This window comes from Nostoc sp. (assembly GCF_036917755.1).
Classification (GTDB): Bacteria; Cyanobacteriota; Cyanobacteriia; order Cyanobacteriales; family Nostocaceae; genus Nostoc.
Window position 1 is genome coordinate 52,353 of record NZ_JBALFC010000102.1, and the last position, 24,575, is coordinate 76,927.

At 42.5% G+C, this 24,575-nt stretch carries 23 protein-coding genes and 1 pseudogene; 6 read left to right on the top strand and 18 right to left on the bottom strand.

Annotated elements, in window-relative coordinates; all coding sequences use genetic code 11:
- The first annotated feature begins 47 nt into the window (after positions 1 to 47).
- Together V7L05_RS21650 and V7L05_RS21655 are read left to right on the top strand one after the other, a co-directional pair.
- A complete protein-coding gene (locus V7L05_RS21650; protein ID WP_335166994.1) occupies positions 48 to 1,445 on the top strand; it encodes a DICT sensory domain-containing protein in 1,398 nt (465 codons plus the stop codon).
- Positions 1,442 to 2,080 carry a pentapeptide repeat-containing protein gene (locus V7L05_RS21655; RefSeq protein WP_335166995.1) on the top strand — a complete coding sequence of 213 codons (639 nt, stop codon included), beginning with the start codon at positions 1,442 to 1,444 and terminating at the stop codon, positions 2,078 to 2,080. The genes V7L05_RS21650 and V7L05_RS21655 overlap by 4 nt, the downstream gene beginning before the upstream one ends.
- Before the next feature lie 159 nt (positions 2,081 to 2,239).
- On the opposite strand, the gene V7L05_RS21660 is transcribed toward V7L05_RS21655, so the two are convergent.
- The 10 genes and pseudogenes from V7L05_RS21660 to V7L05_RS21700 form a co-directional block, all read right to left on the bottom strand.
- Positions 2,240 to 3,877, bottom strand: coding sequence for a mucoidy inhibitor MuiA family protein (locus tag V7L05_RS21660; protein ID WP_335166997.1), 1,638 nt, complete (start codon positions 3,875 to 3,877; stop codon positions 2,240 to 2,242).
- A 327-nt stretch (positions 3,878 to 4,204) separates the two neighbouring features.
- Positions 4,205 to 4,657, bottom strand: a complete 453-nt coding sequence (locus V7L05_RS21665) for an SET domain-containing protein (protein ID WP_335166999.1) — start codon at positions 4,655 to 4,657, stop codon at positions 4,205 to 4,207.
- Between the two features lie 796 nt (positions 4,658 to 5,453).
- Entirely contained in the window at positions 5,454 to 6,395 is a 942-nt protein-coding gene (locus V7L05_RS21670) for a LysR family transcriptional regulator (protein WP_335167001.1), read from the bottom strand.
- Between the two features lie 237 nt (positions 6,396 to 6,632).
- Positions 6,633 to 7,421 carry a BMC domain-containing protein gene (locus V7L05_RS21675; protein WP_335167004.1) on the bottom strand — a complete coding sequence of 263 codons (789 nt, stop codon included), beginning with the start codon at positions 7,419 to 7,421 and terminating at the stop codon, positions 6,633 to 6,635.
- Positions 7,422 to 7,478: 57 nt separating this feature from the next.
- Positions 7,479 to 8,252, bottom strand: coding sequence for a transferase (locus V7L05_RS21680; RefSeq protein WP_335167005.1), 774 nt, complete (start codon positions 8,250 to 8,252; stop codon positions 7,479 to 7,481).
- Positions 8,253 to 8,363: 111 nt separating this feature from the next.
- Complete coding sequence (locus V7L05_RS34825; protein ID WP_442937879.1) at positions 8,364 to 8,738, bottom strand: ribulose bisphosphate carboxylase small subunit; 375 nt, start codon at positions 8,736 to 8,738, stop codon at positions 8,364 to 8,366.
- A pseudogene (locus tag V7L05_RS21685) lies at positions 8,715 to 10,361 on the bottom strand (ribulose bisphosphate carboxylase small subunit); the annotation flags it as partial. The gene V7L05_RS34825 and the pseudogene V7L05_RS21685, both read right to left, overlap by 24 nt.
- A gap of 87 nt (positions 10,362 to 10,448) precedes the next feature.
- On the bottom strand, positions 10,449 to 10,751 hold the full coding sequence (locus V7L05_RS21690; protein WP_229460483.1) for a EutN/CcmL family microcompartment protein: 303 nt from the start codon (positions 10,749 to 10,751) through the stop codon (positions 10,449 to 10,451).
- A 6-nt stretch (positions 10,752 to 10,757) separates the two neighbouring features.
- On the bottom strand, positions 10,758 to 11,102 hold the full coding sequence (locus V7L05_RS21695; protein WP_196515968.1) for a carbon dioxide-concentrating mechanism protein CcmK: 345 nt from the start codon (positions 11,100 to 11,102) through the stop codon (positions 10,758 to 10,760).
- Positions 11,103 to 11,199: 97 nt separating this feature from the next.
- Positions 11,200 to 11,508, bottom strand: a complete 309-nt coding sequence (locus tag V7L05_RS21700) for a carbon dioxide-concentrating mechanism protein CcmK (protein WP_190891121.1) — start codon at positions 11,506 to 11,508, stop codon at positions 11,200 to 11,202.
- A 663-nt stretch (positions 11,509 to 12,171) separates the two neighbouring features.
- Here V7L05_RS21700 and V7L05_RS21705 point away from each other — a divergent pair.
- The 4 genes from V7L05_RS21705 (at position 12,172) to V7L05_RS21720 (ending at position 18,011) form a co-directional block, all read left to right on the top strand.
- Entirely contained in the window at positions 12,172 to 14,028 is a 1,857-nt protein-coding gene (locus tag V7L05_RS21705; RefSeq protein ID WP_335167009.1) for an NAD(P)H-quinone oxidoreductase subunit F, read from the top strand.
- A gap of 205 nt (positions 14,029 to 14,233) precedes the next feature.
- The gene (locus tag V7L05_RS21710) at positions 14,234 to 15,739 is read left to right on the top strand and encodes an NADH-quinone oxidoreductase subunit M (RefSeq protein WP_335167011.1); all 1,506 of its coding nucleotides are present in this window, start codon (positions 14,234 to 14,236) and stop codon (positions 15,737 to 15,739) included.
- Between the two features lie 245 nt (positions 15,740 to 15,984).
- A complete protein-coding gene (locus tag V7L05_RS21715; RefSeq protein WP_335167013.1) occupies positions 15,985 to 17,115 on the top strand; it encodes a CO2 hydration protein in 1,131 nt (376 codons plus the stop codon).
- Positions 17,116 to 17,141: 26 nt separating this feature from the next.
- On the top strand, positions 17,142 to 18,011 hold the full coding sequence (locus tag V7L05_RS21720; RefSeq protein WP_335167014.1) for an oxygenase MpaB family protein: 870 nt from the start codon (positions 17,142 to 17,144) through the stop codon (positions 18,009 to 18,011).
- 61 nt (positions 18,012 to 18,072) lie between these two features.
- Here the strand turns inward: V7L05_RS21720 and V7L05_RS21725 are convergent, their stop codons facing one another.
- The 8 genes from V7L05_RS21725 to V7L05_RS21760 all read right to left on the bottom strand — a co-directional run bounded on the left by V7L05_RS21725 (position 18,073) and on the right by V7L05_RS21760 (position 24,330).
- Positions 18,073 to 18,774, bottom strand: a complete 702-nt coding sequence (locus V7L05_RS21725) for a Uma2 family endonuclease (RefSeq protein WP_335167016.1) — start codon at positions 18,772 to 18,774, stop codon at positions 18,073 to 18,075.
- Positions 18,775 to 18,855: 81 nt separating this feature from the next.
- Entirely contained in the window at positions 18,856 to 19,839 is a 984-nt protein-coding gene (locus tag V7L05_RS21730; RefSeq protein ID WP_335167017.1) for a hypothetical protein, read from the bottom strand.
- Between the two features lie 3 nt (positions 19,840 to 19,842).
- Positions 19,843 to 20,964: an AAA family ATPase gene (locus V7L05_RS21735; RefSeq protein WP_335167019.1), complete on the bottom strand. Its 1,122-nt coding sequence runs from the start codon at positions 20,962 to 20,964 to the stop codon at positions 19,843 to 19,845.
- Positions 20,961 to 22,094, bottom strand: coding sequence for a DUF262 domain-containing protein (locus V7L05_RS21740; protein ID WP_335167021.1), 1,134 nt, complete (start codon positions 22,092 to 22,094; stop codon positions 20,961 to 20,963). Before V7L05_RS21740 ends, V7L05_RS21735 begins: the two co-directional genes overlap by 4 nt.
- A 151-nt stretch (positions 22,095 to 22,245) precedes the next feature.
- The gene (locus V7L05_RS21745; RefSeq protein WP_335167023.1) at positions 22,246 to 22,383 is read right to left on the bottom strand and encodes a hypothetical protein; all 138 of its coding nucleotides are present in this window, start codon (positions 22,381 to 22,383) and stop codon (positions 22,246 to 22,248) included.
- Between the two features lie 60 nt (positions 22,384 to 22,443).
- Positions 22,444 to 22,641 carry a hypothetical protein gene (locus tag V7L05_RS21750; RefSeq protein WP_335167025.1) on the bottom strand — a complete coding sequence of 66 codons (198 nt, stop codon included), beginning with the start codon at positions 22,639 to 22,641 and terminating at the stop codon, positions 22,444 to 22,446.
- A 14-nt stretch (positions 22,642 to 22,655) separates the two neighbouring features.
- Positions 22,656 to 22,982, bottom strand: a complete 327-nt coding sequence (locus tag V7L05_RS21755; protein WP_335167026.1) for a hypothetical protein — start codon at positions 22,980 to 22,982, stop codon at positions 22,656 to 22,658.
- Positions 22,983 to 23,043: 61 nt separating this feature from the next.
- The gene (locus V7L05_RS21760; RefSeq protein ID WP_335167087.1) at positions 23,044 to 24,330 is read right to left on the bottom strand and encodes a homoserine dehydrogenase; all 1,287 of its coding nucleotides are present in this window, start codon (positions 24,328 to 24,330) and stop codon (positions 23,044 to 23,046) included.
- Positions 24,331 to 24,575: the final 245 nt, after the last annotated feature.

A 24,575-nucleotide genomic window follows, 5' to 3' on the forward strand; every position in this document is an offset into this window, starting at 1 on the left:
CTTCCTCTGTGTCCTCTGCGCCTCTGCGGTTATTTTTACCAAATCCCATGTTAGAAGGTTCAATCCTACAACAGCTAGAAACAGCCCATCGCCACACTACCAGACCAATTCGATTCGGTGTTTACTACAAAAATACCCTAGTTGCACTGTGCCATGCTCTAGAAGACCATATCTTAACCGACGACGGTACACCCCTGGTCATCTCAGCCTTCCAACAGGGTAAATGGTATCTACAAGAAGCTCAACGATATGCAGATATCGCCCAGCGCAGCAGCGAAATTGTGATTATGGCTGCTGCTGAATCTGGCTTTGCTGAACATCCCACAAGCCTTTTACCCAATGTAGACTTAGTGGCATTAGATCGAATCGATCCAGTAGCTCAGGAGTGGCATTTAATTATTTTATCGCCAAAATACACAGCAATGGTAATTTGTCAAGAATTATCAGAAGCTGATTATGGCAGCACTGGGATACCGACATCAGACTTAGAGCGCAAATTCTATGGCTTGTGGACATTTGAGCCAGAGTTAGTACAAGAGACAGCAGAAATAGCAATCGCTCACATCAAAAAATACAACCCAGAACTGGCGAAAAAACTCACAGCCGATAAAGAACAAATTGTACCTTCAATGGACAGATCCCAAAATTTGGGTGCAGTTGTCTCTCGTGTAGTAGATTATCTCCAGACTGGGCAAGATAATTTATCCATCCCAACAGCGCTTCAGAAACAAACCCTAGATCGCAACTTGGTTTCTAACGAAATCCAAGCCTTTTTGCGGATGGCGCAACTGATGGATATGGCAGATGTCAACAATCCAATGGCAGCTGCGGAAGTAGTCGTACTTGCTGAAGCGATCGCGCAGCTTTTGGATCTTCCCGCATGGCAGATTAAAAGGTTGCGGCTAGCGTCTTTGTTACATCGCATAGATCCATTACAGAAAGCCGAAAGCGTTCTGACTGGCGGTATATCCACACGCTACCAAGAAGATGCCCCCAGTTCTCCGTTAACTTGTCCCTTAGTACCAGGGGCACAAGTATTGCGAACCATGCCACGACTGCGAGCAGTTGCCCAAATTATTACTCACCAAACCGAGTGGTGGAATGGTTCAGGGGAACCAGCAGCTTTAGCTGGAGATGAAATTCCTCTAGAGTCGAGAATTTTGGCATTATTGGCAGACTTTCAATGGCGGTTAAATCAGCGAAAGTCGTCAAATCAAAGCCGGGAACAAATATTTACTCAAGCTTTAGATGAGTGCAAACAGCAACAATCTACCCGCTTTGACCCTAAACTTGTAGATACCCTAGCTTTGTTAGTTATGGGTTTACAACAGGGACTCGACTTACCCTTGATGACACCCAAATTCAGCGCCGGTATCTGGATACTCGATTCCCAATGGGATAGCCACAGCAAGATAAGTGAGGAGATTGGTAGTTACTTTACATGAATATTGAAGCCATTAGATTAGGAAAACTCAAACAACTTCCAGGGGCAAATTTAGAAGACGAGGAACTCTCCCGACTGGATTTAAGCCGGATTAATCTTGCTGGCGCTACCCTTGTCGGCACTAATTTCGCTGGTTCTAAACTCGAAGGTGGGCATTTTGAGGGGGCAAATTTGATGGGAGCCAACCTCCAAGAAACTGACTTGCGGGCGAGTTTGATGGGAGCAAATCTGATGCAAGCAGATTTAACCGGCGCTGACTTGCGGGGTAGCAATTTGCGTGGCGCTAACTTGATGGGAGCAAGACTCAGTGATGTGTCATTGGTGGGTGCTTTCTTGAGTGGTGCCAATTTAATGAATGTGAACTTGCAAGGCGTTGACTTGCGCGGTGCTGACTTGCGCGGTGCAAATCTGACTGGAGCAAATCTCAAAGGTGCAGACTTGAGTCGCGCCGATTTGCAAGGGGCTTTGTTGAGTGAAGCAAACCTGGAAGAAGCTGACTTGCGGGGGGCGAATTTGGCGGGGGCGAATTTGACAGGAGCGAATTTACTCTGTGCAGAGTTAGAAGGTACAAATTTGAGCGGTGTTAATTTGAATAAAGCGTGTTTGGTGGGGACAGTTGTGGAGGCTGCGTTTTGAATCGGGGTTAAATTATACAAACTGCGATGAATAATAAAAGAACCCCACCCCCAACCCCTCCCCGCCGGCGGGGAGGGGAGCTAAAGCGTAGCTTTGGCGGGGTGGGCTTGGGGGTATTATGCTTAATTGCCCGGACATGATATGAGAGGCTTCTTTTGCCTAAATATCTAACCCAACCACTGTTAAGTCAGGCGGATGTTCAACATTAAACTGGTAATATATCTCTCGTCGCTCCTGTGGTGGCAGAGTTAACTGCCATTCTAAGATTCCCATTTCACCAAGTTGAATTTGTGGGTTGCTGCGACTGAGGCGCACCTTAATTTGCTCGTTGCGGCTAACTGGCAATTGTTCAGTTAGTTTCAGATTTATTTCTTTATCGAGTAAGTTAGTAATTATCAACCGATAACTATAAGTAATCCGGCGCTGGTTGCTAATCAATCTTTTATCTACCAGACGCTCAACTAAGTCGCGCTCAATTTTTAAACCTTCGTCAATTCCTAAGTTTAGTTTAAACTCTTGTCCTGGTGCAATATTCTCTAAACCAGTAGTGCCGACAAAAATGTTATCGCGGAAAATATTCGCTTTACCTGGTAACAAAGTCGCACCGTTGGGACTATTTTTCACATTAGCTTGCAAATAAGCAAAGCTTACCAAGCGTGGTATTGCCACATAATCAAAGTTACAGGGATAATCATCGTTGAAAATTGTAGTTTTATGGGGTGCGCCATCACTGGGAATGTTACCGCCACCATTCAGTTTAAAGGTAACTACACTCCCTTCTTTGGATACTTCTGCTGCAACGGTTTCTGCTGGGATAAGACTATCCTCTGTAACTTCGTCTTGTTCTTGCCAATCCGCTAAAGCAGCAGAAGCAGGCGGTTCTGCTATGCTAGGCAGCAGTGGCGGCTGGGCAGCTAGTCGAGATCGTCGTTGTCGCGCTATTTGTGGACGTGGGGTATCAATATACCAGGGTTCAAGTTTAGGTGGAAGTGTACCTAATCCTGGTTTAGCAGTAGAAAGGGTGAGATTTGCACCAATCCAATCTTCGCCACTGCTTTGGGTGATTTCTGCAAGATAGCTCAGATGCACAATATCGCTGGTAGTGTTAAAGCGCAAGTCATAAAGAGGAGTCCAACTAGCGCGATTCACTAAGTATGATAGCTCTAATTCAAATTCGCCTTCACCCGTAACTTCAATCGCTACAACTAAGCTAAAACTTTCTTTAGGATGGGGTGTTTGGATTTTTTGCAATGAGGTGTGGAGTGCTTGCAGTTGTTTGTCTAACTCCTGCTGTTGGGTTTTGCACTCTCCAGATGCGATCGCATACTCACTATACTGGCTTCCGAGAAAGTTGAGGAAATCTAAAGTTTCGCTGAGGCTGAGATTTTTCCGAGACAAACTCTGTGAAAAGGGTTCTTCTGTTTTTTCCCGTAAGCCTTCGATAAAACTAGACTGTAAGGCTAAAGCATCCACTTGGGCTTGCAGGTGGCGTTTTTCTGCTTCTAATTGCTGAATTTGCCTTGTAAAATGTGCTACTCGCTCCGCTACCGGTTCAGTAGTGTAGATGCGATCGCTACTAACTCCCACCAAGCGCACCCCTACTGTACCTGTACCGCTAACCCTGACAGACTCAGTTTCTAGAGTCACTGGCACTGGTGTAATTACTAATTCCTGTTCAATTCCTGTTAACTCAACTACACCCCGCCGTGTAACCAGCGCTCTGTCAGAATACACAGTAACAGCTACAATCTGGCTTTGTACTGTTTTGCGCCAAGATGGTATTTCCGGGTTAACCACTGCCAGTTTTCCCCCATTTTTAATTGAGCCTCCTGGTTAATTGTCAATGCTTCCCGGTCTAACCGTCAACCCCAGGGCGAACGAGGGGAGATGAGGGGATGGGGAGACAATTGCTGCCTCCTGACAATGACTATTGACTACTGAGGCGATGCCTACGGCGGTAAACTACGCACTTCTGACAGCTTTCAAGCGAGGAAAGCACAGGAGTGATCGCCTAAACTAACCGCCGCTCAAACACACATATCCACCTGTCAAACAATTTTGGATTTTGAATCTTCAATTCCATTTTCCAAAATTTAAAATCTAAAATTCGGTAACAGGCAATTGCTAGTCTTTTAAGTAATCAGCAATAAAAATACCATATTTTTTCCTGATTTGAGTAGAACGAAACTTAAATCCCAAAGTTTTTATTCTACAGTTAGAAGCGCCACAACAACATTCTGGAATAGCAATAGAAACGTATTCTGTTGTTTCATAATCCCATGTAATTTCGCTTCCTTCATTTATATCCATCAAGGCGACAAAATCATATGCTCCAAATTCATTATTCCGAATTCCTGTGTTTGGATTACAAGAGTGATTGATTATTCGTGCTGGTTCGTCTAGTTCTATATGTAAATCAATGTCTATTTGGAAGGAGTGATTAGTTCTTTCTGGTAGGTTCTGAACTCGGTGTCCAATCACTACCTTCTCACCTTCATGGAAATTCCGGCTGGCAAAGACTCCTCTTCCTTTATCTGTAATCTCTATTTTGACATCGATTAAATTTTTTAGTTTCATACTTGATACTCTATAAGTAGGTGGGCGGGAAAATTTATAACGGGCAATTGGGCGTTACCCTTGAGACATGAGCTTTCTTAGCAGTTGGTAAAACCCGATACAGAAGGCAACTTGGCAGCTAGCTGTAACAAGTTGTGAACATTTGTTCGATTTCTTGTTAATTACAACTTCAGAATAAAAAACACCTACATGATTTGTCATTGGTGTTTTAACTGAATATTGCGAAACTGCTTTTTTGGGTATTTTTACGGCAAATCCAACATATCTTACGTCAGTTTACTTAGTGCGCCCACAATATTAACTGTCTTATAATCTGAAATTTCCTCGTAAACTGGAGCTTGCAATTACTCTATGAAAATTCTTTGTTTAATTTTGTTCATGGTGTATATTCTCTAGATTGACTGTGTACAAATCAAAGGAGTTCACAGCATAATTTTTATTTAAAAAAACTTTTTATCTTCTAGTCCCACCAATATTCTTTTGGAATTTATACAACAGAGAAACCCTTGATTCGTCTGGGTTTCTTGCCTGCTACTACTAGCATCTTAGCAAGATGCTCCCACTACTTTTAAAAACTATGATTCTCTAAGTTTAATCACTAAGCTATCAAACAAACACGCGAAGGATAAGCAGGGTGATCAAAGATATATATGCAAAAATCAGGGTAATCAGAATCGTGGTAAAACTTTCGTTATTGCTTGAAAGTATGAAAGTCACGTTGCTAGCTAGTCCGCGTAGTCCTGCGGAGAAGCTAGCTACGCGCAGCGTCTCGTAGAGAGCGTCATTAGGAATTATTTTACCCGTCAATTGGTTCAAACTTACTATAAGCACTATCACCATTTTGCTGTACAATATTTTTTGCCGCAGCTAGTAGATACTCAGAATAGGCACGAGCGACGATAGATAGCTGCTTGCCAGATGGGTAAACCATGTACCAATGTCGCTGAATCGGAAAGTGTTGCACATCTAAAATGCTGAACTGTGGCGCGTCTAATAGTAAAGTATGACGGGATAAAACAGAAATTCCTAAACCACCTGCGATCGCTTGTTTAATTGCTTCGTTACTTCCCAATTCTAGCTTGACTTTTACCGTCACCCCTTGTTCTTCAAATAGTCTTTGGACGGCGCGACGAGTCCCTGAACCTGGTTCCCGCATAATAAAAGGTTCGTTAGACAGGCGTTGTATCGGAATATTTTTTTCCTTGGATAACGGATGATTAGTCGGTGCAAAGACTATCAAAGGGTTTTCTAAAAATGGTTCACAAGTCACATCTATATTGTCTGGAATTTGACTCATAATATATAAGTCATCCAGATTATTACTCATACGTTCCAAAATTTGTTCGTGATTCGTTACTTGCAGCGAAATATCAATCCCTGGATAAAGTTCGCAAAACGGCCCTAACAAACGTGGAATAAAGTATTTTGCTGTTGTAATCACTGCCAAGCGTAATTGTCCCTGCTTTAGCCCTTTTAAATCTGCCACCTTCATCTCATACTGGGCTATATTGTCAAAAATCTGCTGACAAGTGACAAATAATTCCCGTCCTGCTTCCGTCAGATACAACCGCTTGCCCACTTGCTCAAATAATGGCAACCCTACCGATTTGGTTAGTTGCTTGATCTGCATCGAAACGGTAGGTTGGGTGAGAAACAATTCCTCCGCAGCGCGAGTAAAGCTACTGTGCCGTGCCGCCGCCTCGAACACCTTTAACTGGTGCAGCGTCGCTTGGTTCAAGGGTGATTCTCCTGTATATAGCGATTAATAGATATAAAACTAGTATTGCTGAACACTGGCAGATGATATAGCAATGCTCACAGAAAGTTACGAGTTCTATTATAGACAAAACTCTATTATCTCTATTAAAATAAAGGTATTTTACTTATGGATTGAAGAAGCTATTATCAGAACAGCAAAAGCGTAAGATGCCTTCTATCTCCCGATGAATGCTGAATGAGGATTTTCCAAAGTTCATCATTCATCATTCCATAATTCTTCTGTAACTTTTGTATTTAGCTTGGTTAAATCTGGTAATCTTAGCACCTCGATTTCGGCAACTTGTTCTTTAATATTCACAGGCAAGTTTAACGGTTGGTGTTTTTCTATCCAGCAACTTGCTAATGGCAAGGTTAGCTCCATTTCATCTAGCGGTCGAGGAATTACCATCACTGCATTCAATTCCCCAATGCGTTCTGCCTCAAACATTCCCGCTTCCACTGCTACTGCCACATTTGCTACGGAACCGCGAATAATGGCTGTACACAAACCCGCACCAATTTTTTCATAAGCTGCCAAATGAACATCAGCAGCTTTGAGCATGGCATCACACGCTCCTACCATTGCTGGAAATCCTCGCGTTTCTACCAAACCAATTGCTTGATTACTCAGACGGCTGTAATTGCCCTCCTCCATCAATTTAGTGAAACGGGTTGTGATCGGAAGCACTATATCTAGGTTGGGATAAGGTCGGGGAATCACCAAACTAGAAATCAACTGACCAAACTGTTCAGCCGTTTGCACACCTGATTCTACCGCCAGACGCACGTCAGCAATTCCACCTCGGACGATCGCAGTACAATGACCGCTACCAATTTTTTCATACCCAACTAGGTGAACTCCCGCCGATTTCAGCATCATATCCGCCGTACCAACGATCGCTGGAAAGCTGCGGGTAGAAACTAAACCCAAAGCAGTATCCTCGTAAGTCTCTTGACGATGCTCTCCCTGGATGGTATTGATAGACCGTTGATTATATGTTTCCATGATGAATTCTCCAAGATACGGAAAAAGCCGACAACTTACAATTAACACTTACTCGAACTAATCGTCAGAGTTTGGGTCGTTCAAGGATTGTCTATGAGGAAACAATGTAGTCAACAGTCTGCTTATGCTCCCTTGCCCATAAATTTGACTCCCGAAACCGTTAGGGGATTCTGTGGTTGGCTGACTGGAGTCTGAGTTATGTTCTGTAGACTCTTGGGCGGCTTCCCCCAAACTGGAGTCAGCATCATTGACCGGTTCCTCCACGGGAGGAGACTGTCTTTCTGAAGTGGCGGGAGATTTAAAATAAGAAATCGACTTGTTTTGTTTGAAATCCACAAAAGCGGCAGCTGAGAAGTTAGTTGAGGAAATTACCTTTTCCTTAACTCCACCTAAGCCATTTTCCTCTTCCTTCTGCGGTGGTGCATTTGTAGAAGCTGGGTTATTTGTGGATGGTTCAAGTTGCTTTGTTTGGGCAATCTGCCGACTGGTGTCTCCTAAAATCGATCCAGGTGGAACTACTTGTCCAGGTTCAATCGAATAGTTGAAAACTGTTGTTGCCGAACCAATGCAAGCATTTGCTCCAATTTTGCCCTTGCCAACCATCAAAAAACCTGCTCCCAGGTTTGCGCCTGCTTCTACCTCTAGGGTTCCTTCATGGACTTGGAGAATTGCTCCCATACCAATACAGACCCCTGACCCAATGATGATTTTGCTGTTTGCAGCCGCTTGGAGTATCACCCCAGGTGCAAGTACCGCGCTTGGATGAATAGTCACCTCGCCACTAATATAAGAATCAAAGTTATTGCTGAGGCGCAGTGGCGGCACAGACATGGAAATTTTAACCTCGGAAGCCAGAATGGTGAATGGTAAATGGTGAATGGTGAATGGTGGATATTAAAATTCCCTACTCCCCACTCCCCACTCCCCACTCCCTACTATCTACTATGGTCGTTGAATGATCGTTTCCAATACCCGACGCTTCGCTTTGGGGTCAACACCAATTAAGCGCACATATTCCCCTGGATATTCGCCGAGGTGCTTTTCTATGGCTGCGATCGCTTCTCTTTCTGAGGAGGCTTGAATTTGACCGCTACTAGTCCAAGAGCCTGTACGGAAGCGCCGTTGGTCTACGTGTTCAATACTAATTTTAGAGCCGCCAGCCAATAATTGCCGAAGTTGGCCTACTACTTCAGTACTCAAGCGGGTACTGGTAGCTGTTGCTGTAGCAGTCGCAGAGGGTGGACTGTTAGTAGTAAATGATTTCTGACTGCCAGAGGAGGCTACTTGACCATTTGGACGTTGGATAATCGTTTCCAATACCCGCCGTTTGGCTTTGGAGTCAATACCAATTAAGCGGACATATTCCCCTGGATATTCGCCGAGGTGCTTTTCTATGGCTGCGATCGCTTCTCTTTCTGAGGAGGCTTGAATTTGACCGGTGCTAGTCCAGGAACCTGTACGGAACCGCCGTTCATCTACGTGTTCAATGCTAATTTTATATCCACTACCCAATAATTGCCGCAGCTGTTCTACTACTTCAGTACTCAAGCGGGTACTGGTAGCTGTTGCTGTTGCTGAGGTACCACTGGTAGTAAATGATTTCTGACTGCCAGAGGAAACTACTTGACCATTTGGACGTTGGATAATCGTTTCCAATACCCGCCGTTTGGCTTTGGTATCAATGCCGATTAAACGCACATACTCGCCTTGATGGCTTTCAATACATTCTTCCAAGCCGGAGATTACTTGATTTATGGAAGTTGCTTCAATTGGCTTGCAACTAGTCCAGGAACCAGTTCGGAAGCGACGTTCATCTACGTGTTCCATACCAATTTTGTAACCACTTGCCAAGAGTTGGCGGATTTGCTCTACAGTTTCACCATTGACTTTGCCACTGCTAGAGTTGTTACCATTACCATTACTGCTGCTATAACTGCCATTACCACGACTAGCCGGAGCCTTAAAGCTGGTAGCTGGTTTAACATCATCATCTGGACGTTGGATGATGGTTTCTAATACGCGCCGTCTACCTTTGTCAATGCCAAACAGCCGGACATACTGGCCGCTATGCTCTCTTACACAGCTTTCTAATGCTGCGATCGCTTCCCGGAGCGATCGCGGTTCAATTGGTTGGCAACTAGTCCAACAACCTGTGCGGAACCGTCTTTGGTCTACGTGTTCCGTACCAATTTTATATCCTTGCTCCAATAGATACCGCAACTGCTCTATTGTTTCTGCACCCAAGCTATTGCTCGACACTTCACTACTCCTTTCCAACTCTAAGACAGTAATACCATTACCTGTATAAGATTTAGCAATTTCATCCCGAATGGGTGCTATACATTTGCTATCCGCAGCACAGAGATAACCAGCTCGTAATGCCTGATTAATCCCAACCACATGATGAGCAAATTCCTTATCCTCATCTTGGACATCTGACAAGCGATCAGCTTGCTGCTGGTTGGTAATTATCGCTCCCGAAGGTACATACTTACCAGGGGGAATCTCTACGTCTTGAATTAAAGCGTGCATCATCACGATGCAACCTCCACCCACCCTGGCATTAAACACTGTCGAGCGAAAGCCAATGAAGGAATTATCCCCCACATAAGCTGGCCCGTGAATTAGAGCCATGTGGGTAATGCAAGCGTTTTTACCAATCCATACTGAGTATTTATTTTGGTCATCGCCAATTACTCGACCTTCCTCTAACCCATGAATGACAACACCATCTTGAATATTCGTGTTTTCACCAAGATAAAAAGGTGTGCCTTCATCTGCTCTAATCGTAGTCCCCGGAGCAACGATTACATTTGCACCTAACCGTACATCCCCAATCAGATTGGAAAATGAATGTACAAAGGCAGTTTCATGGATTTTGGGTTCAGCTAAATTCCTTGACCACGGGGTTGGGGGTGCCGCCGTGCTGCGAACTGCCATCGCGAGATTCCTCCTGTATTAAGTTAGGAGTTAGGAGTTATGAGTTTTCACTTTTCACTCCTCACTCTTCACTTCTCTAACTGTTGACTATCGATATTGATCTTTTTTGCTGTAAATGAGGCGATCTTCAACGTGAATGGTATCTATGATCGCCACCACTACTGCATCTAATGGACGTTGTTCATTTCCAAGAACTTGACGAGCAGCACTGCCACGACTGACAAGTACCCACTCATCTACTCCTGCTCCCACACTATCTGCTGCTACCTCATATTGTGGCAGGATGTTTCCGTCTTCATCCACTAATTGTAACAACAGTAGTTTCACACCCCTGAGACTTGGATCTTTTTGGGTGCTAACTACTGTGCCGCGAACTTTGGCAACTTGCATTACAAATTACGGTCTTCTACCGAAAGGACGAATTGCATTCACATTTTCCCGGAACTGCTCTACGTCTTCGGTATAACGAATTGGCAGGACATATTCCAAGTTCTCGTGAGGACGAGCAATGATGTGAGTAGACAGCACTTGTCCGCCGAAAACCCGCTTTACAGATTCAACACCTGCGGCCACAGAAGCTTGCACTTCCGAAACATCACCCCGGACAATCACCGTTACCCGACCACTACCGATTTTTTCATAGCCTACTAAAGTGACGCGGGCAGCTTTCACCATTGCATCAGCAGCTTCTACTACTGCTGGAAAGCCTAGCGTTTCAACCATTCCCACTGCAATTGACATTAGTTTTAATCCCTATTTCAAATTCAAAGTTTTTAGCCTTGGACAAAAGTGATGCTTAATCAGGTAAAAAGCGTTAATTACTTTGTTTAAACAGCTTTTAAGTACGGAACTGTTCCACAGCTTCTGTGTAACGTATCGGCAAGACGTATTCCAGGTTTTCGTGAGGACGAGCAATGATGTGAGTGGATAACACTTCACCACCATTAACTCTTTTCGCCGCTTCAACCCCAGCTGCTACAGAAGCTTGCACTTCCGATACATCTCCCCTAACGATCACGGTGACACGAGCGCTACCAATTTTTTCATAGCCTACTAAAGTGACACGGGCGGCTTTCACCATCGCATCAGCAGCTTCTACTACTGCTGGAAAGCCCTTCGTTTCAATCATACCAACTGCAATTGGCATCGCAGAACTCCTACAAAATGAATCTAATCAGTACTGTTGTTTGAAATTTTTGACGGGGAGAGCTTTATCTTACAGCTAAGAAAACACTTCCAAATTAAGCATAGGAAAGCTTGGCATCCCTGGCAATATAAAATACTATAATAGTTTATGATAAGAAAGTTTTAAAAAACTTAACAAAAATTTATCTGCGCTTCTGGGCAATTAAAATTGACTAATTCCTAGAACAGCCACTTATGCTTTATAATTTCTTTATTACATTTACAAAATGACATTCATAACTCAGGCTAATCCCATCTGGCGAGGGACAAGCAGAGGCTGTATGTTTTGCTGTCTCTATCTTTCCTCAAATTTGACTCCATGTACAAGGACTAGGTGAAAAATATATAATTTTTTCAAATATATCGTATAAAGTACTTTGATCAAAGTAGAAATACAAATGTAAACAGGTCGGTGATGTTAAGACAAGTAAATGCTTTTACTTATGTAAAGTTATATTTTACTTATATTTAATCGGGTAAGGTTAAGTAAAAGTACTTCCGGGAATTTAGTTGAAACAATAGTAAAAAAAACATCGGTGTTTTGGTAAATTAATTTTATTAAATAAATCATAACTGTTTGAAAGCTTTTTTTAAAATTAAGGCTGAGTCGTAAAGGGAAATTTAAATGGATCAATTTCTATTTTCAACAAGTTGGTTTGTGCCTTTTTATAGCTTATTCGGCGCGATTTTGACCTTGCCGTGGGGAATAGGGATAATTCAGCGAACAGGGCCAAGACCTGCGGCATATATCAACTTGTTGACGACTGTTTTAGCTTTTGCCCATAGCCTGTTTGTATTTAAAAATATCTGGGATAGAGAACCAGAAAAGTTACTAATTAGCTGGTTTAAAGCTGCTGATTTAGACTTATCTTTTAGCTTGGAACTCTCAGCAGTCAGTATTGGGGCAACAGTTTTAATTACGGGATTAAGCCTCTTGGCACAAGTTTACGCTCTGGGTTACATGGAAAAGGACTGGTCGTTGGCGCGTTTTTTTGCGCTGCTGGGATTTTTTGAAGCGGCGCTGAGTGGTCTAGCAATCAGTGATTCTTTGTTTTTCAGCTATGCCCTTTTGGAAGTGCTGACGCTTTCCACTTATTTGCTGGTGGGATTCTGGTATGCTCAACCTTTAGTAGTGACGGCGGCGCGGGATGCGTTTTGGACTAAACGGGTGGGAGACTTGTTGCTGTTGATGGGTGTGGTGACACTTTCCACCTTAGCCGGTAGTTTGAACTTTTCGGATTTATATGAGTGGGCGCAAACAGCTAATTTAAGCCCAATGACATCGACGTTGCTGGGGTTGGCATTAATTGCTGGGCCTGCTGGGAAATGCGCCCAATTTCCACTGCACCTGTGGTTAGATGAGGCAATGGAAGGGCCCAACCCCGCCTCGGTAATGCGAAACTCACTAGTAGTAGCTGGTGGTGCTTATCTACTGTATAAACTGCAACCATTGTTAGCACTGTCGCCAGTTGCCTTGAATGCTTTGGTAGTTATGGGCACGGTGACAGCGATTGGGGCAACATTAGTATCTATAGCTCAAATTGACATTAAGCGATCGCTGTCTCATTCTACCAGTGCATACATGGGCTTAGTGTTTTTGGCGGTGGGTTTGCAGCAAGGGGGTGTAGCGTTGATGTTGCTGTTAACTCATGCGATCGCTAAAGCATTATTATTTATGAGTTCTGGTTCAGTAATCTTGACTACCCAAAGCCAAGACTTAACCGAAATGGGCGGTCTGTGGTCACGGATGCCAGCCACCACCACTGCCTTTGTAGTCGGTTCAGCGGGGATGGTAACACTGCTACCACTGGGAAGCTTCTGGGCAATGTTAGCATGGGCTGACGGTTTTGTGAATATTAGCCCTTGGGTGATTGGGGTTTTATTATTGGTCAATGGCTTGACAGCATTGAATTTGACCAGAGTATTTAGATTAGTTTTCTGGGGGAAACCGCAACAAAAGACCCGTCGCACCCCAGAAGTTGGTTGGCAGATGGCGCTACCAATGGTGATTCTCACAGTGCTGACTCTGCTTCTACCTCTGATGTTACAGCAATGGTACTTGTTACCCGATTGGGAAAGTATTAATTGGTATGTGGCCTTAGCGTTGTTTGCTTCTACCGTAGTGGGAGTAGGTCTAGGGTGTACAGTTTATCTACACAAAGCTTGGTCAAGATCGAGAATCTTGGCGTGGAGATTTCTGCAAGACTTGTTAGGTTATGATTTTTATATTGACCGAGTTTATCGAGTGACTGTAGTGAGTGCAGTAGCATTGCTATCTAAGGTTTCATCTTGGAGCGATCGCTACTTGGTTGACGGTTTCGTAAACTTGGTTGGGTTTGCGACAATTCTCGGCGGACAAACTTTAAAGTACAGCATTTCTGGCCAATCTCAGGGCTATATGTTGACCATCCTAGCAGTTGTCAGCGTCCTGGGTTTTTTCATCAGCTGGTCATCGGGTTTACTAGATAAATTGCCTTTTTAAACGAGTTAGCAGTTATTCCTATAGTTCTGTCAGAATACCTAATTTTTTAACGAACCGCCAAGGACGCCAAGGACGCCAAGGAACAAACAGAAGAAGAAATAGGTAATCTGAAAGCGTGAAGGGAGTAGGAGTTCGGATTTATTATTCTCCCTCATCCCCCTCATCCCCCTCATCTCCCTCATCTCCCCTTACCTGAATTCTATCTATGCTTAGTGTCTTAATTCTAGTGCCATTAATCGGCGCAGCTTTAATTGGTTTCTCGCCCTCTGGCATCAATGGAAAATTCGCTCGCGGGGTGGCTTTGGTCTTTGCCATTATCGCTTTCTTGTGGACAATTCTACTAGCAATTCAGTTTCATCCAGGAGAAATCACTCAACAGTTTGCCGAGTCTCTCCCTTGGGTAGATGTTTTAGGCTTGAACTATAACCTTGGGATAGATGGTTTATCTTTGCCGTTGCTAGTTTTAAATGGATTGTTAACTTGCATTGCTATCTACAGCAGCGATGAATCCCTACAGCGTCCAAAATTTTATTACTCTTTGATACTATTATTAAGTGTTGGGGTAACAGGAGCCTTTCTGGCACAGGATTTACTGCTATTTTTCCTGTTTTACGAATTGGAACTGATTCCGCTATATCTATTAATAGCCATTTGGGGTGGCGCAAGACGGGGTTATGCTGCAACAAAATTTCTGATTTATACAGCCGTTTCGGGAATCCTGATTTTAGCAAGTTTCCTCGGCATGGTTTGGCTGAGTGGTTCCTCTAACTTTGCACTAGCAACCTTGAACGCAACGACTCTACCTTTAGCGACACAGCTTTTACTGCTAGCGGGGATTTTGGTCGGTTTTGGGATTAAAATTCCCTTAGTTCCCTTCCATACTTGGTTGCCAGATGCTCACGTTGAAGCTTCCACACCGATTTCCGTGCTATTGGCTGGGGTGCTGTTGAAGTTGGGAACTTACGGCTTACTGCGATTTGGGATGAACTTGTTACCAGAAGCTTGGGCTTATGTGGCTCCTTGGTTAGCGACTTGGGCAGTGGTAAGTGTATTGTATGGTTCATCCTGCGCGATCGCTCAAACCGATATGAAAAAAATGGTGGCGTACAGTTCCATTGGACACATGGGTTACGTGCTTTTAGCGGCGGCGGCAGCCACACCTTTAAGTGTGTTGGGTGCTGTGATGCAAATGATTAGCCACGGCTTGATTTCGGCAATGCTGTTTTTGCTGGTAGGGGTTGTGTATAAAAAAGCCGGAAGCCGCGATTTAGAAGTGATCCAAGGATTGCTAAACCCAGAACGGGGTATGCCAGTAATCGGTAGTTTGATGATTGTCGGAGTCATGGCCAGTGCTGGTATACCGGGAATGGTCGGGTTTATTTCCGAATTCGTAGTTTATCGCGGGAGTTTTCCAGTTTTTCCAGTACAAACCCTGCTGTGCATGCTTGGTACAGGTTTAACAGCCGTTTACTTCTTAATTCTCGTCAACCGCGCCTTTTTTGGACGCTTGTCTGCATCAGTTACTAACTTACCGCGTGTATATTGGAGCGATCGCGCCCCAGCTGCAATTTTAGCTGTGCTGATTGTGATTTTCGGCATTCAACCTGGTTGGTTAGTACGCTGGACTGAACCAACAATTACAGCAATGGTGAATACCCAAAACGTAGTAGCAACGGTGTCCTTGGATAAGGCAATCAGGGCTGGGGATTAGGGATTAGGGATTAGGGACTGGGAAAGAGTTTTCTTAGAGGATGTTTTAAAAGTGGTTGGCTGTGATTTTAGGCACTTATTGATCCCCCCTAACCCCCCTTAAAAAGGGGGGAACCGGAATCAAAGTCCCCCAATTTATCGGGAGATTTAGGGGGATCTAGAACTTTTTGCTACCGATAAGAGGACTTTTCAAACATCCTCTTAATGCCCAATACCCCAATTCCTATATTCTTTGGAGAACTAGCAATGGTAACTATTAAAAAGAAAGCTACTCACAATCCCTTAGCTGAGTATATTGAACGTCTGCAAAAAGGAGAGGGATTACTCCCCGATAGTCCAGAGAATGTGCTAGAAGTTGTTGGCATTCTTAAAAGCTATGGCGTAGTTTTAGATGCCTACTCAAAAAATCTTAACTATATTGCCGAGCATCAGTTTTTAGTATTTTTCCCATTTTTTAAATACTTTAATGGAGAGGTTTCTTTTCAGAAATTACTCCGTCACTGGTGGCATAACCGAATTAATTTTGAATATGCCGAATATTGCCTGAAAGCCATGATGTGGCACGGTGGCGGTGGACTAGATACGTATTTAGATACAAAGGAATTTCAAGAAAGAGCGCAAGCCGTTATCACTGCAAAATTTAAAAATAATCCTTTAATTCCAGGTATTAACCAACTGTTTCCAGATTTCTTAACAGAACACTTGCGCGTCTCTGCTTACTACACCGGTTTAGGCCAATTTTGGCGAGTAATGGCTGATATGTTCCTCAGCTTATCAGACCGCTACGACCAAGGCGAAATCAAATCGATTCCCCAAGTTGTAGACCACATTAAAGCAGGATTAGTGGCGAATGCGTCAAACCCAATTACCTACGCCGTCAAAATTCGGGATGAAGTCTATGAAATCATTCCTAAAAGCGTTGGTTTGACATTCTTAGCAGATACAGCAATACCTTATGTAGAGGCAGTATTCTTCCGAGGAACTCCTTTCCACGGTACAGTTTCATACAACGCCCAAGGATATCAAATTCCCCCAGATCAAACTCGATTTCAATATGGCGCATTGTATGCCGATCCTTTGCCCATCGGTGGCGCGGGTATTCCTCCCACCATGTTGATGCAAGATATGCGTCACTATCTTCCAGAGTATTTGCACGAAATTTATCGTCGCAGTCTCCGGGGTGAAGATGATTTGCGGGTACAAATTTGCATAAGTTTCCAAAAATCGATGTTTTGCGTGACAACAGCAACGATTTTGGGACTAATGCCTTATCCTTTGGATACTAAAGATCCAAATGAGGAAAAAGGTAATCGAGTTTATTTAGAGAAGTGGATGAGTCGGTTAGAAACTTCGCGGTTGCTGGATGTGAATAAATAACTGAATTGAATACAGGGAAATTTCAGATGCTTCTGAATCGCTATAAAAATCTTCACCTAATTCAGCGACTTGACCCAGTGCAAGATCATTGCCGGATTTATTACTTGATGAATGGCTATGAATTTGCTTGGGATATGACGCGATCGCTCGAAGTTGCTTTGATGCGAACTTATTGTGTTCCTAGTATTTCTAAATTGCTGAATCAGACAGGAGAATTTACCCATCGTCCGCAAAAACGCTACGATGATACGTCAATAATTGTTGGAGAGATGATTCAGTGGGGTTATGATAGCGATCGCGGCAAACAAGCCCTGCAACGCATGAATGCAATCCACGGACGCTTCAACATTGACAACAACGATTTCCTGTATGTACTTTCAACTTTTATTTTCGAGCCTATCCGCTGGAATGCGCGGTTTGGTTGGCGGCTGATGTGCGAACAAGAAAAATTAGCGTCTTTTTACTTCTGGCGAGAAGTAGGTAAGCAAATGCAGATTCAGAATATCCCTGAAACCTACGAAGAATTGGAGCGCTATAACCTTGACTACGAGCGCCAAAAATTTCGCTATTCAGATACAAATTGTCGAGTTGGGGAAGCTACACGCGATTTATTTTTGAGTTGGTTTCCTTCGTGGATGCGTTCTTCCATCAAACCAGGTATCTACGCTTTACTGGATGACACAATGCTCGATGCCTTTGGTTTTCCCTATCCCTCGCCATTGCTGCGATCGGCTATGGTAAGTCTACTAAAAATCCGAGCCAGATTAATCCGGTTATTCCCACCTCGGAATCACCCTAGTTTTCATATTGACTCTCCTATCCCCAGCTATCCCACTGGCTATGAAATTGCAAATGTGGGGCCAGCGGAAAATGTTAAGCAGCAAAGCTCTAACTAACTTGTTTAAGCGATTGATGTCTTGTGTCAGTAACTCTTGCCATAACCCTTCATCCAAAAATCTAGGCTTCTGGTTCGATACCTAGCGATCGCAATTGGGCAGTTAAGCGATCGGCTCTTTCCTCACCAGTCAATAACAAATTACCTTGCAAATCCCACCAGCGTAGCCAAGGTAATTCCATATTATAATATTGTCCCTGCCAAATCCCTAACTCAACTCCTAAAGGATGTATGGGATAATGTCCGCGTTCATTTGCGGTTAATAACTGATATTGTCCACCAATTAATTCATAAACTTCTACGCTGGCTTTATTCACTTCATAAATGCCGTAGAAGGGAGGACGAATCACCTGCTCATAAATCCAAAATTTCCCCTTCCAAGGAGTTTTATCTCGCTCCTCACTACCATCACCAGAAACAAATTCCAATGCAATCAATGGGGCAATAAACTCTCGCCATAATACATAAGACCTGCGCGTTTGCCCATTCAGAGTAGGTGGTACATTCCCTACATAAAACCAGTCTGGTGCTTCTGCGCCTTTTTCTGGGGGGTCAGTCATCCGCCAGTAGATACCGCTATCTTGACCAATACAGTATTGTCCATCAGGATGACGTTTTTGCAATATCGGTTTAATCGAGTCCGTTAGGAGAATGCTTTGGGGATGTTCCTGAAAGTTTTTCACGAAAGTGCCATCAGACTCAGGAAGCTGTGTATGGTCTGGAAACGGGGTTAGGGCGGTGGATGGATCGGTTGCAGAGGTCATAAGACTACCTTTGCAGGAGTAAGGGTTGTTTTTTAGTTTAGCAGTGGAAGGAAAAAGAAGTGCGGATCAGAATGTTTCTAGTCAAGTTCTATACTTTACTGTAGGAAGATGGCGACCAATATAGCCAATAATTACTATTCCGGGTTGTTCAGCAAAAAAATGGATTCGCCAGTTACAGAACCTCAATTTAACATGTCGTTCAAATAGGCGCTCTTTACCATCAGGACAACGAAAAGTTCTTTCTTTGAAATATTTATCAAGTGTTGGTTTACTTTCCCCCGATTCCTCAATAGGATACCCGTCGAGATTGAAATAGCCATTATTCCAGTTTTTACTACATTTGTGAAGCTCAAATAATATGCTCACAACAGGCTGTAATTCTAACTGTGCAGTACGGATATCTTCCAACTGCCTTCTAACAGCATCGCAGAATTCTAGGTTAGGAAATAATTCCTCTCTGCGATTCCAAACTTCTACCCCATCGCTAACATTTTGATAAATGCGCTCTTGGTTTTGTTGAATCAGACTAGCGTGTTCTTGTACATGACAGCTACGGCTAGCATGGATAATTTCTACAATTTCGCTAATTATCTCTTCATCCTCATCCAAGCATTGGAATTCCAGTTTTACACGGTTACAATCCCAGCATTCCTGAGAAAGTAAGCTGATTGCAATCGTATTAATTGTGATCGTATTAAGTACATAAGCAATACCAAGCCCAATAGCCATTTCTCCTTGATGACGAAATTCTGACAAGCTAGCATTATTTTCAATATCTTGGATTTCGGAATTTGCAATATTAGTTGAGAAAGGTGCTTTAGTTGCAAGAGTTTTGATAAAAAGTCGTTCAACTTGATCCGCGTCATTAAGCCAGTGACGAAGAGGATAGTTAGGTGCAAGGATTGTTATATGAAAATCTTCTTTAGTACGGAGGCTTACCTTTACGCCTTGAGCTTTTACTGCCTTTATGGTCTTAATTAGCTCAGACATTCTTTGCTGTGCTATTTGCTTATTTGGAGCCGGATTTCGCAGAGATAACTCATTTAATATTAAGTCAAAATCCACCTTTTACTCTCCCGCAGGCTCAAGTAAAACATCTAAACTTTTTTCCCACTCATCAAAGAATCCATCAGGCCATCGATCAATTCTGCCATTCCGATCAATATGTGGAGATACTACTTCTGTAACAGTTTGCCCTTCTTTATCTTGTCGCTGAAAATAATGTAGCTGAACATCATACGGCTTAATTTTTCCTCCATGAACAGCAAGACGAATACCATTTAAAATATGGTCACTATGAGTTTCTATTACTATTTGAATTCCACAACTAGCTGCAAGTGATAATAATTCACCCATCTTGACTTGTCCTTTAGGATGTAGATGTGCCTCTGGATTTTCAATTATAATTAGTGTACCCGGAGAAGATGATAAAACTGCTACTATAATGGGTAATGTGTAGCTAATTCCAAATCCGACATTAGTAGTACGATAGGGATTACTATCCCCATAAAAATATTGCAAACTCATTAAACCGATATCTGAATTTGAGTTAATTTTAATCCTTGTACCAGGACTAACTTCTCTCATCCATCCTTCAACCTGGCTGCTAAGAGCGTTAGATTTTGCCATCGGATGTCTTAGTTTACTTTGAAGAACATCTTTATCTTGATTAATTGCTAAAAAATGTGCAGTATATTCACCTTTACTACCTAACTGTCCTAGTCGTCGTGCTTGATAATCTGACACATCATAAGATGTTCGTGGCCCGAGACGCTCAGCCTGTAAATAGTGAAATCTTCTATTGAAAGGACTTGATTTATAGACATTCTCAATCGGTGATTTTGAATCTAAATTATTTAAAACATCTGCACCTGTCTTAATCAGGTCATAGCTAAAACGCCAAATTCCTTTTTTTCCATCATTCCAAATAATCTCGAAACCAAGATAATCCTCTTTGGCTCTTTCACAAAATGCATCTTTAGCAGTACCAATACGTACTAATTCGCCATTCAATGCTAAACCAACATTTGGCAATAATTCTTGTTGATAAGATTGGCGCAGCAAAAGTAGCGATTGTAGGACAGAAGATTTTCCCGTACTATTTAGACCAGAAAGTAAAGTTAGTGGTTTAAATTCGATTAACTGATTTTCAAACGCTTTGTAATTGGTCAATCTTAGAGAATTAATCATAATAATACTTCTTGGATAATTTTTTCAACTGTTTCAAATCTATGCTCTATTTTGTTTACTGCTTGAGATATTGATACTAGAAATTCTGTATCATTATCTACATATTTAACAAAAGTATCTATTAGTTCTTTTTTTCTCTCTTTTAATATTTCAATATTTTGAATATCGAGCTTTGCAAGATTTACAGACCAGACTTCAAATAAGGATTTATTTAGTGGGAATTTTCTTTTGTTTTTATTAGAGATTTTGCGAAAAGCATTATTATTAAAAATATCAAATGCTGCACTCATCGCCTTTTTAAAAATCGCTTCTAAGTTTTGTATTTCTTCCTGGCAAAGACTATTTATTTTCGACAGAGCTTTACTTAAAAAAGAATCTCTAGTTTCATCTTTATATTCTTTATAAGAAATTAAATAAAAAGCAATAAATCCTAGTACAAACTCTCTATCATCCATTCTCTTTTTTTTATCTGGGCTAAGATTAACAACACGTTTGAACTCTGGTAAAGAAGCTAGATTAGCCAAAAGTTTTGTAGCTTGCCCAGGATTCAAAGCATGTCGCAGTTCCTGATTGGAAAGACGTATACCTCCTGTATTAATACGTTTGAAGATATTATACTTAACTTCCAAAGGTGTACCTTTTTCAATTAAATATACTGTCACTTGAGTTTCTAAAATACGACGTTGATATCTTCGTTCTAATTCGTCATAAGTTCTATTTTTAAGCTCTTTCAGGTATTCTAATCCAACTAATTTAAGACTTTTATCAATAACAAAATGCTTGAGAGCAGACAATCTTTGTAAGCCATCTACAACTACCCATTTATCTTCATCTGTAGCATCAATATAAAAAGCAGGCAATGGAATTCTAATTAGAATAGATTCAATTAATTTACTTTTTGCTTCTAGGGTCCATATATTTGCTTGACGTTGAAATTCAGGTGCTAAATCAAGTGCTTCTTCGTCAATTCTTCTGAGTAATTGCTCAATAGTTGGCTCCCTTGTAGCAATATTAATTTTTTCTGGATCATATTGAAAAGTTACTTTTTCATATTGTTCTTCATCATTATCTTCTTCATCTAAAATTTCTTCATCAGCTAATTCTGCGTTATAATTATTCAAATTTACCACGGCGCTTACTCCTTATTATTAACACCCATTAATTCAGTTATTGTTGATGTTTAGTGCTACTAAATCAGCAAATATGGCTGTTTAACTGGCGTACTTCAATCCTACTATCTCCACAAATCATAAAGGCGCAAAAATTCACGCCTCTACGTACCTAGTCTATTACTTGTTTACGTTCCCCAGGCAAATCCAAAATTGGCGTGATCGCCTCTGGTAAAGTCAAAGCAATGTCTAACGATAAGCCACTTTTAACCCACAGTCCAAAAATATTAGGCTTCTGGTTCAACACCAAGCGATCAACTCTGTGCTTTTGGGGCTATTCAGTTAACCATCATTCCAGCAATTAATCACATTAAAAAACCGATGGCGCAATTGTTGAGAGTTCCTTCTTTAATTCTTGCGACAAAGATTCCAAAAACATCATGTCATTGGTGATATCTGAAACCTCATCATCATTCAAATTATCTGTCTCTAATTGCTTTTGATAAGCTTCAATCCTATATTCTAGCGCCTCAACAATAAATCGAATTGCTTTAGGAGAAAAATTCACGTTTAACAACTCCCTTAATTGACTTTGTAAAATGCCTCACTAACTAACCGCAATGCATTCTTATAGTCTTCTATTCGCATAGTGTAACTTGGTTCCCACAGCCAGTGATTGCCATAATCATTCACCAAACAGATTTCGTTGGGAATATCAGTTCCCCTATCCAACTTGCACCAATTCTTCCCAACTCCCTGAACAGCAAACGTTGAAATTCCACCTGAACCTGCTATAACCCAAATATCACCATCTTCTTCGTAAGTTTCAATGTCTTTTGAACGAATGTTATCTATTCTCGAAGAAGTCGCATTTCCCATACGGTACAAATCAACGGGGGTTTTTCTCATACCAATCAGCCAAAGACTTAGGCTTGTGGTTCAACACCGAGCGATCGCTAAAAGACTAATCTCAAAGTACACGCAGTATGCTAGGGATGCTTTCGATCGCTGATAAATTCCGAATTTCTGCTAAAGCTTGCCGAAAGTTGCCTTCCCGCACATCATGGGTAACAACCACAATCTCTGCTAGTTCCCCTTGAAAGCCAGTTTGGACAATTGACTCTAAGCTAACGCCATAGTTGCCAAAGCAAGTACCCAATTTACCGATAACTCCAGGTTGATCATTGGTGAGGAAACGGGCGTAAAACCGAGTTATCAGTTCTGCCATTGGCGCAATTTGGCAATATTCCTGATGTCCACAAGCTAATAATGGATTTGCAACTGCTGTATTGGTTTTGAGGACAGCAACTAAATTTAAAATATCCGATGTTACAGCACTGGCGGTTGCACCAGCGCCAGCACCAGGGCCAAAAAACATTACTTGCCCGATGGGTTCTCCTTCGACAAGAATGGCGTTGTAAACGCCGTTAATGCTAGCCAAAGGGTGGGCTTTAGGCACTAAAGTCGGATGAACTCTGACGGAGAGCAAAGATGAGCGAGTATCACGTTTAGCGATCGCTAACAATTTAATCACAAATCCCAATTTTTCGGCGTAAGCAATATCTGTTTTGCTCACTTGCCGAATCCCCTCAGTATAAACATCCTGTAGGTTGATGCGTCCACCAAAGCCTAATGATGCGAGGATGGCAATTTTATCGCCTGCATCTAAGCCATCGATATCAGCTGTGGGGTCAGCCTCAGCATAACCCAGACGTTGGGCATCAGCTAAAACATCACTGAAGTTGCTGCCTTCTGTTTGCATCCGCGTCAGGATGTAGTTAGTTGTACCATTAACGATGCCAGTTATAGTGTGAATGCGGTTAACGCTTAAAGACTGCTTCAGGGGTTGAATTACCGGAATACCACCACCCACAGAGGCTTCTATCATGACGTATACGCCGGCTTGATTGGCAGCTGTGAAAATTTCCGCTCCAAAGCGAGCGATCGCTGCTTTATTGGCAGTGACTACGTGTTTACCATTACTTAAAGCTTTGAGGATGAGCGATCGCGCCGGCTCCAATCCGCCCATCACCTCGACAACTATATCTACCGCCGGATCGTTGACAATAGCTTCTAAATCTGTAGTTAAGACTTCCGTAGACAATTCTACTGCACGGGGTTTATCGAGCGATCGGACTCCCACCCGATAGATTTCTATCTCTTGCAACAATGGATGACGCCCAGCCTTATCTTGCAACAACTGCACTGTGCCCGTTCCCACGGTGCCTAATCCCAGTATTCCTAGTTTCACACCCACAAATTTTGCACCCAATTTCACCAACAACAATTGTAGGTAGAGCATTTGCCCTACCTACTGATTATCCTGCTTCCTTTGTCATTTGTCCTCTCTTACAAAGTTGAGGCAGTCCGTTGGCGGGGTTCCCTCGCTTAAAGGAACTGCCGTCTGTTCGCCGTCAGCCGGCGCACCCTGCGGGAAGCCGCAGAAGCGTCTACAGACTTTGCGCTTCGTCCTTCGTCCTTCGTCCTTTGTCTAAAACTAAT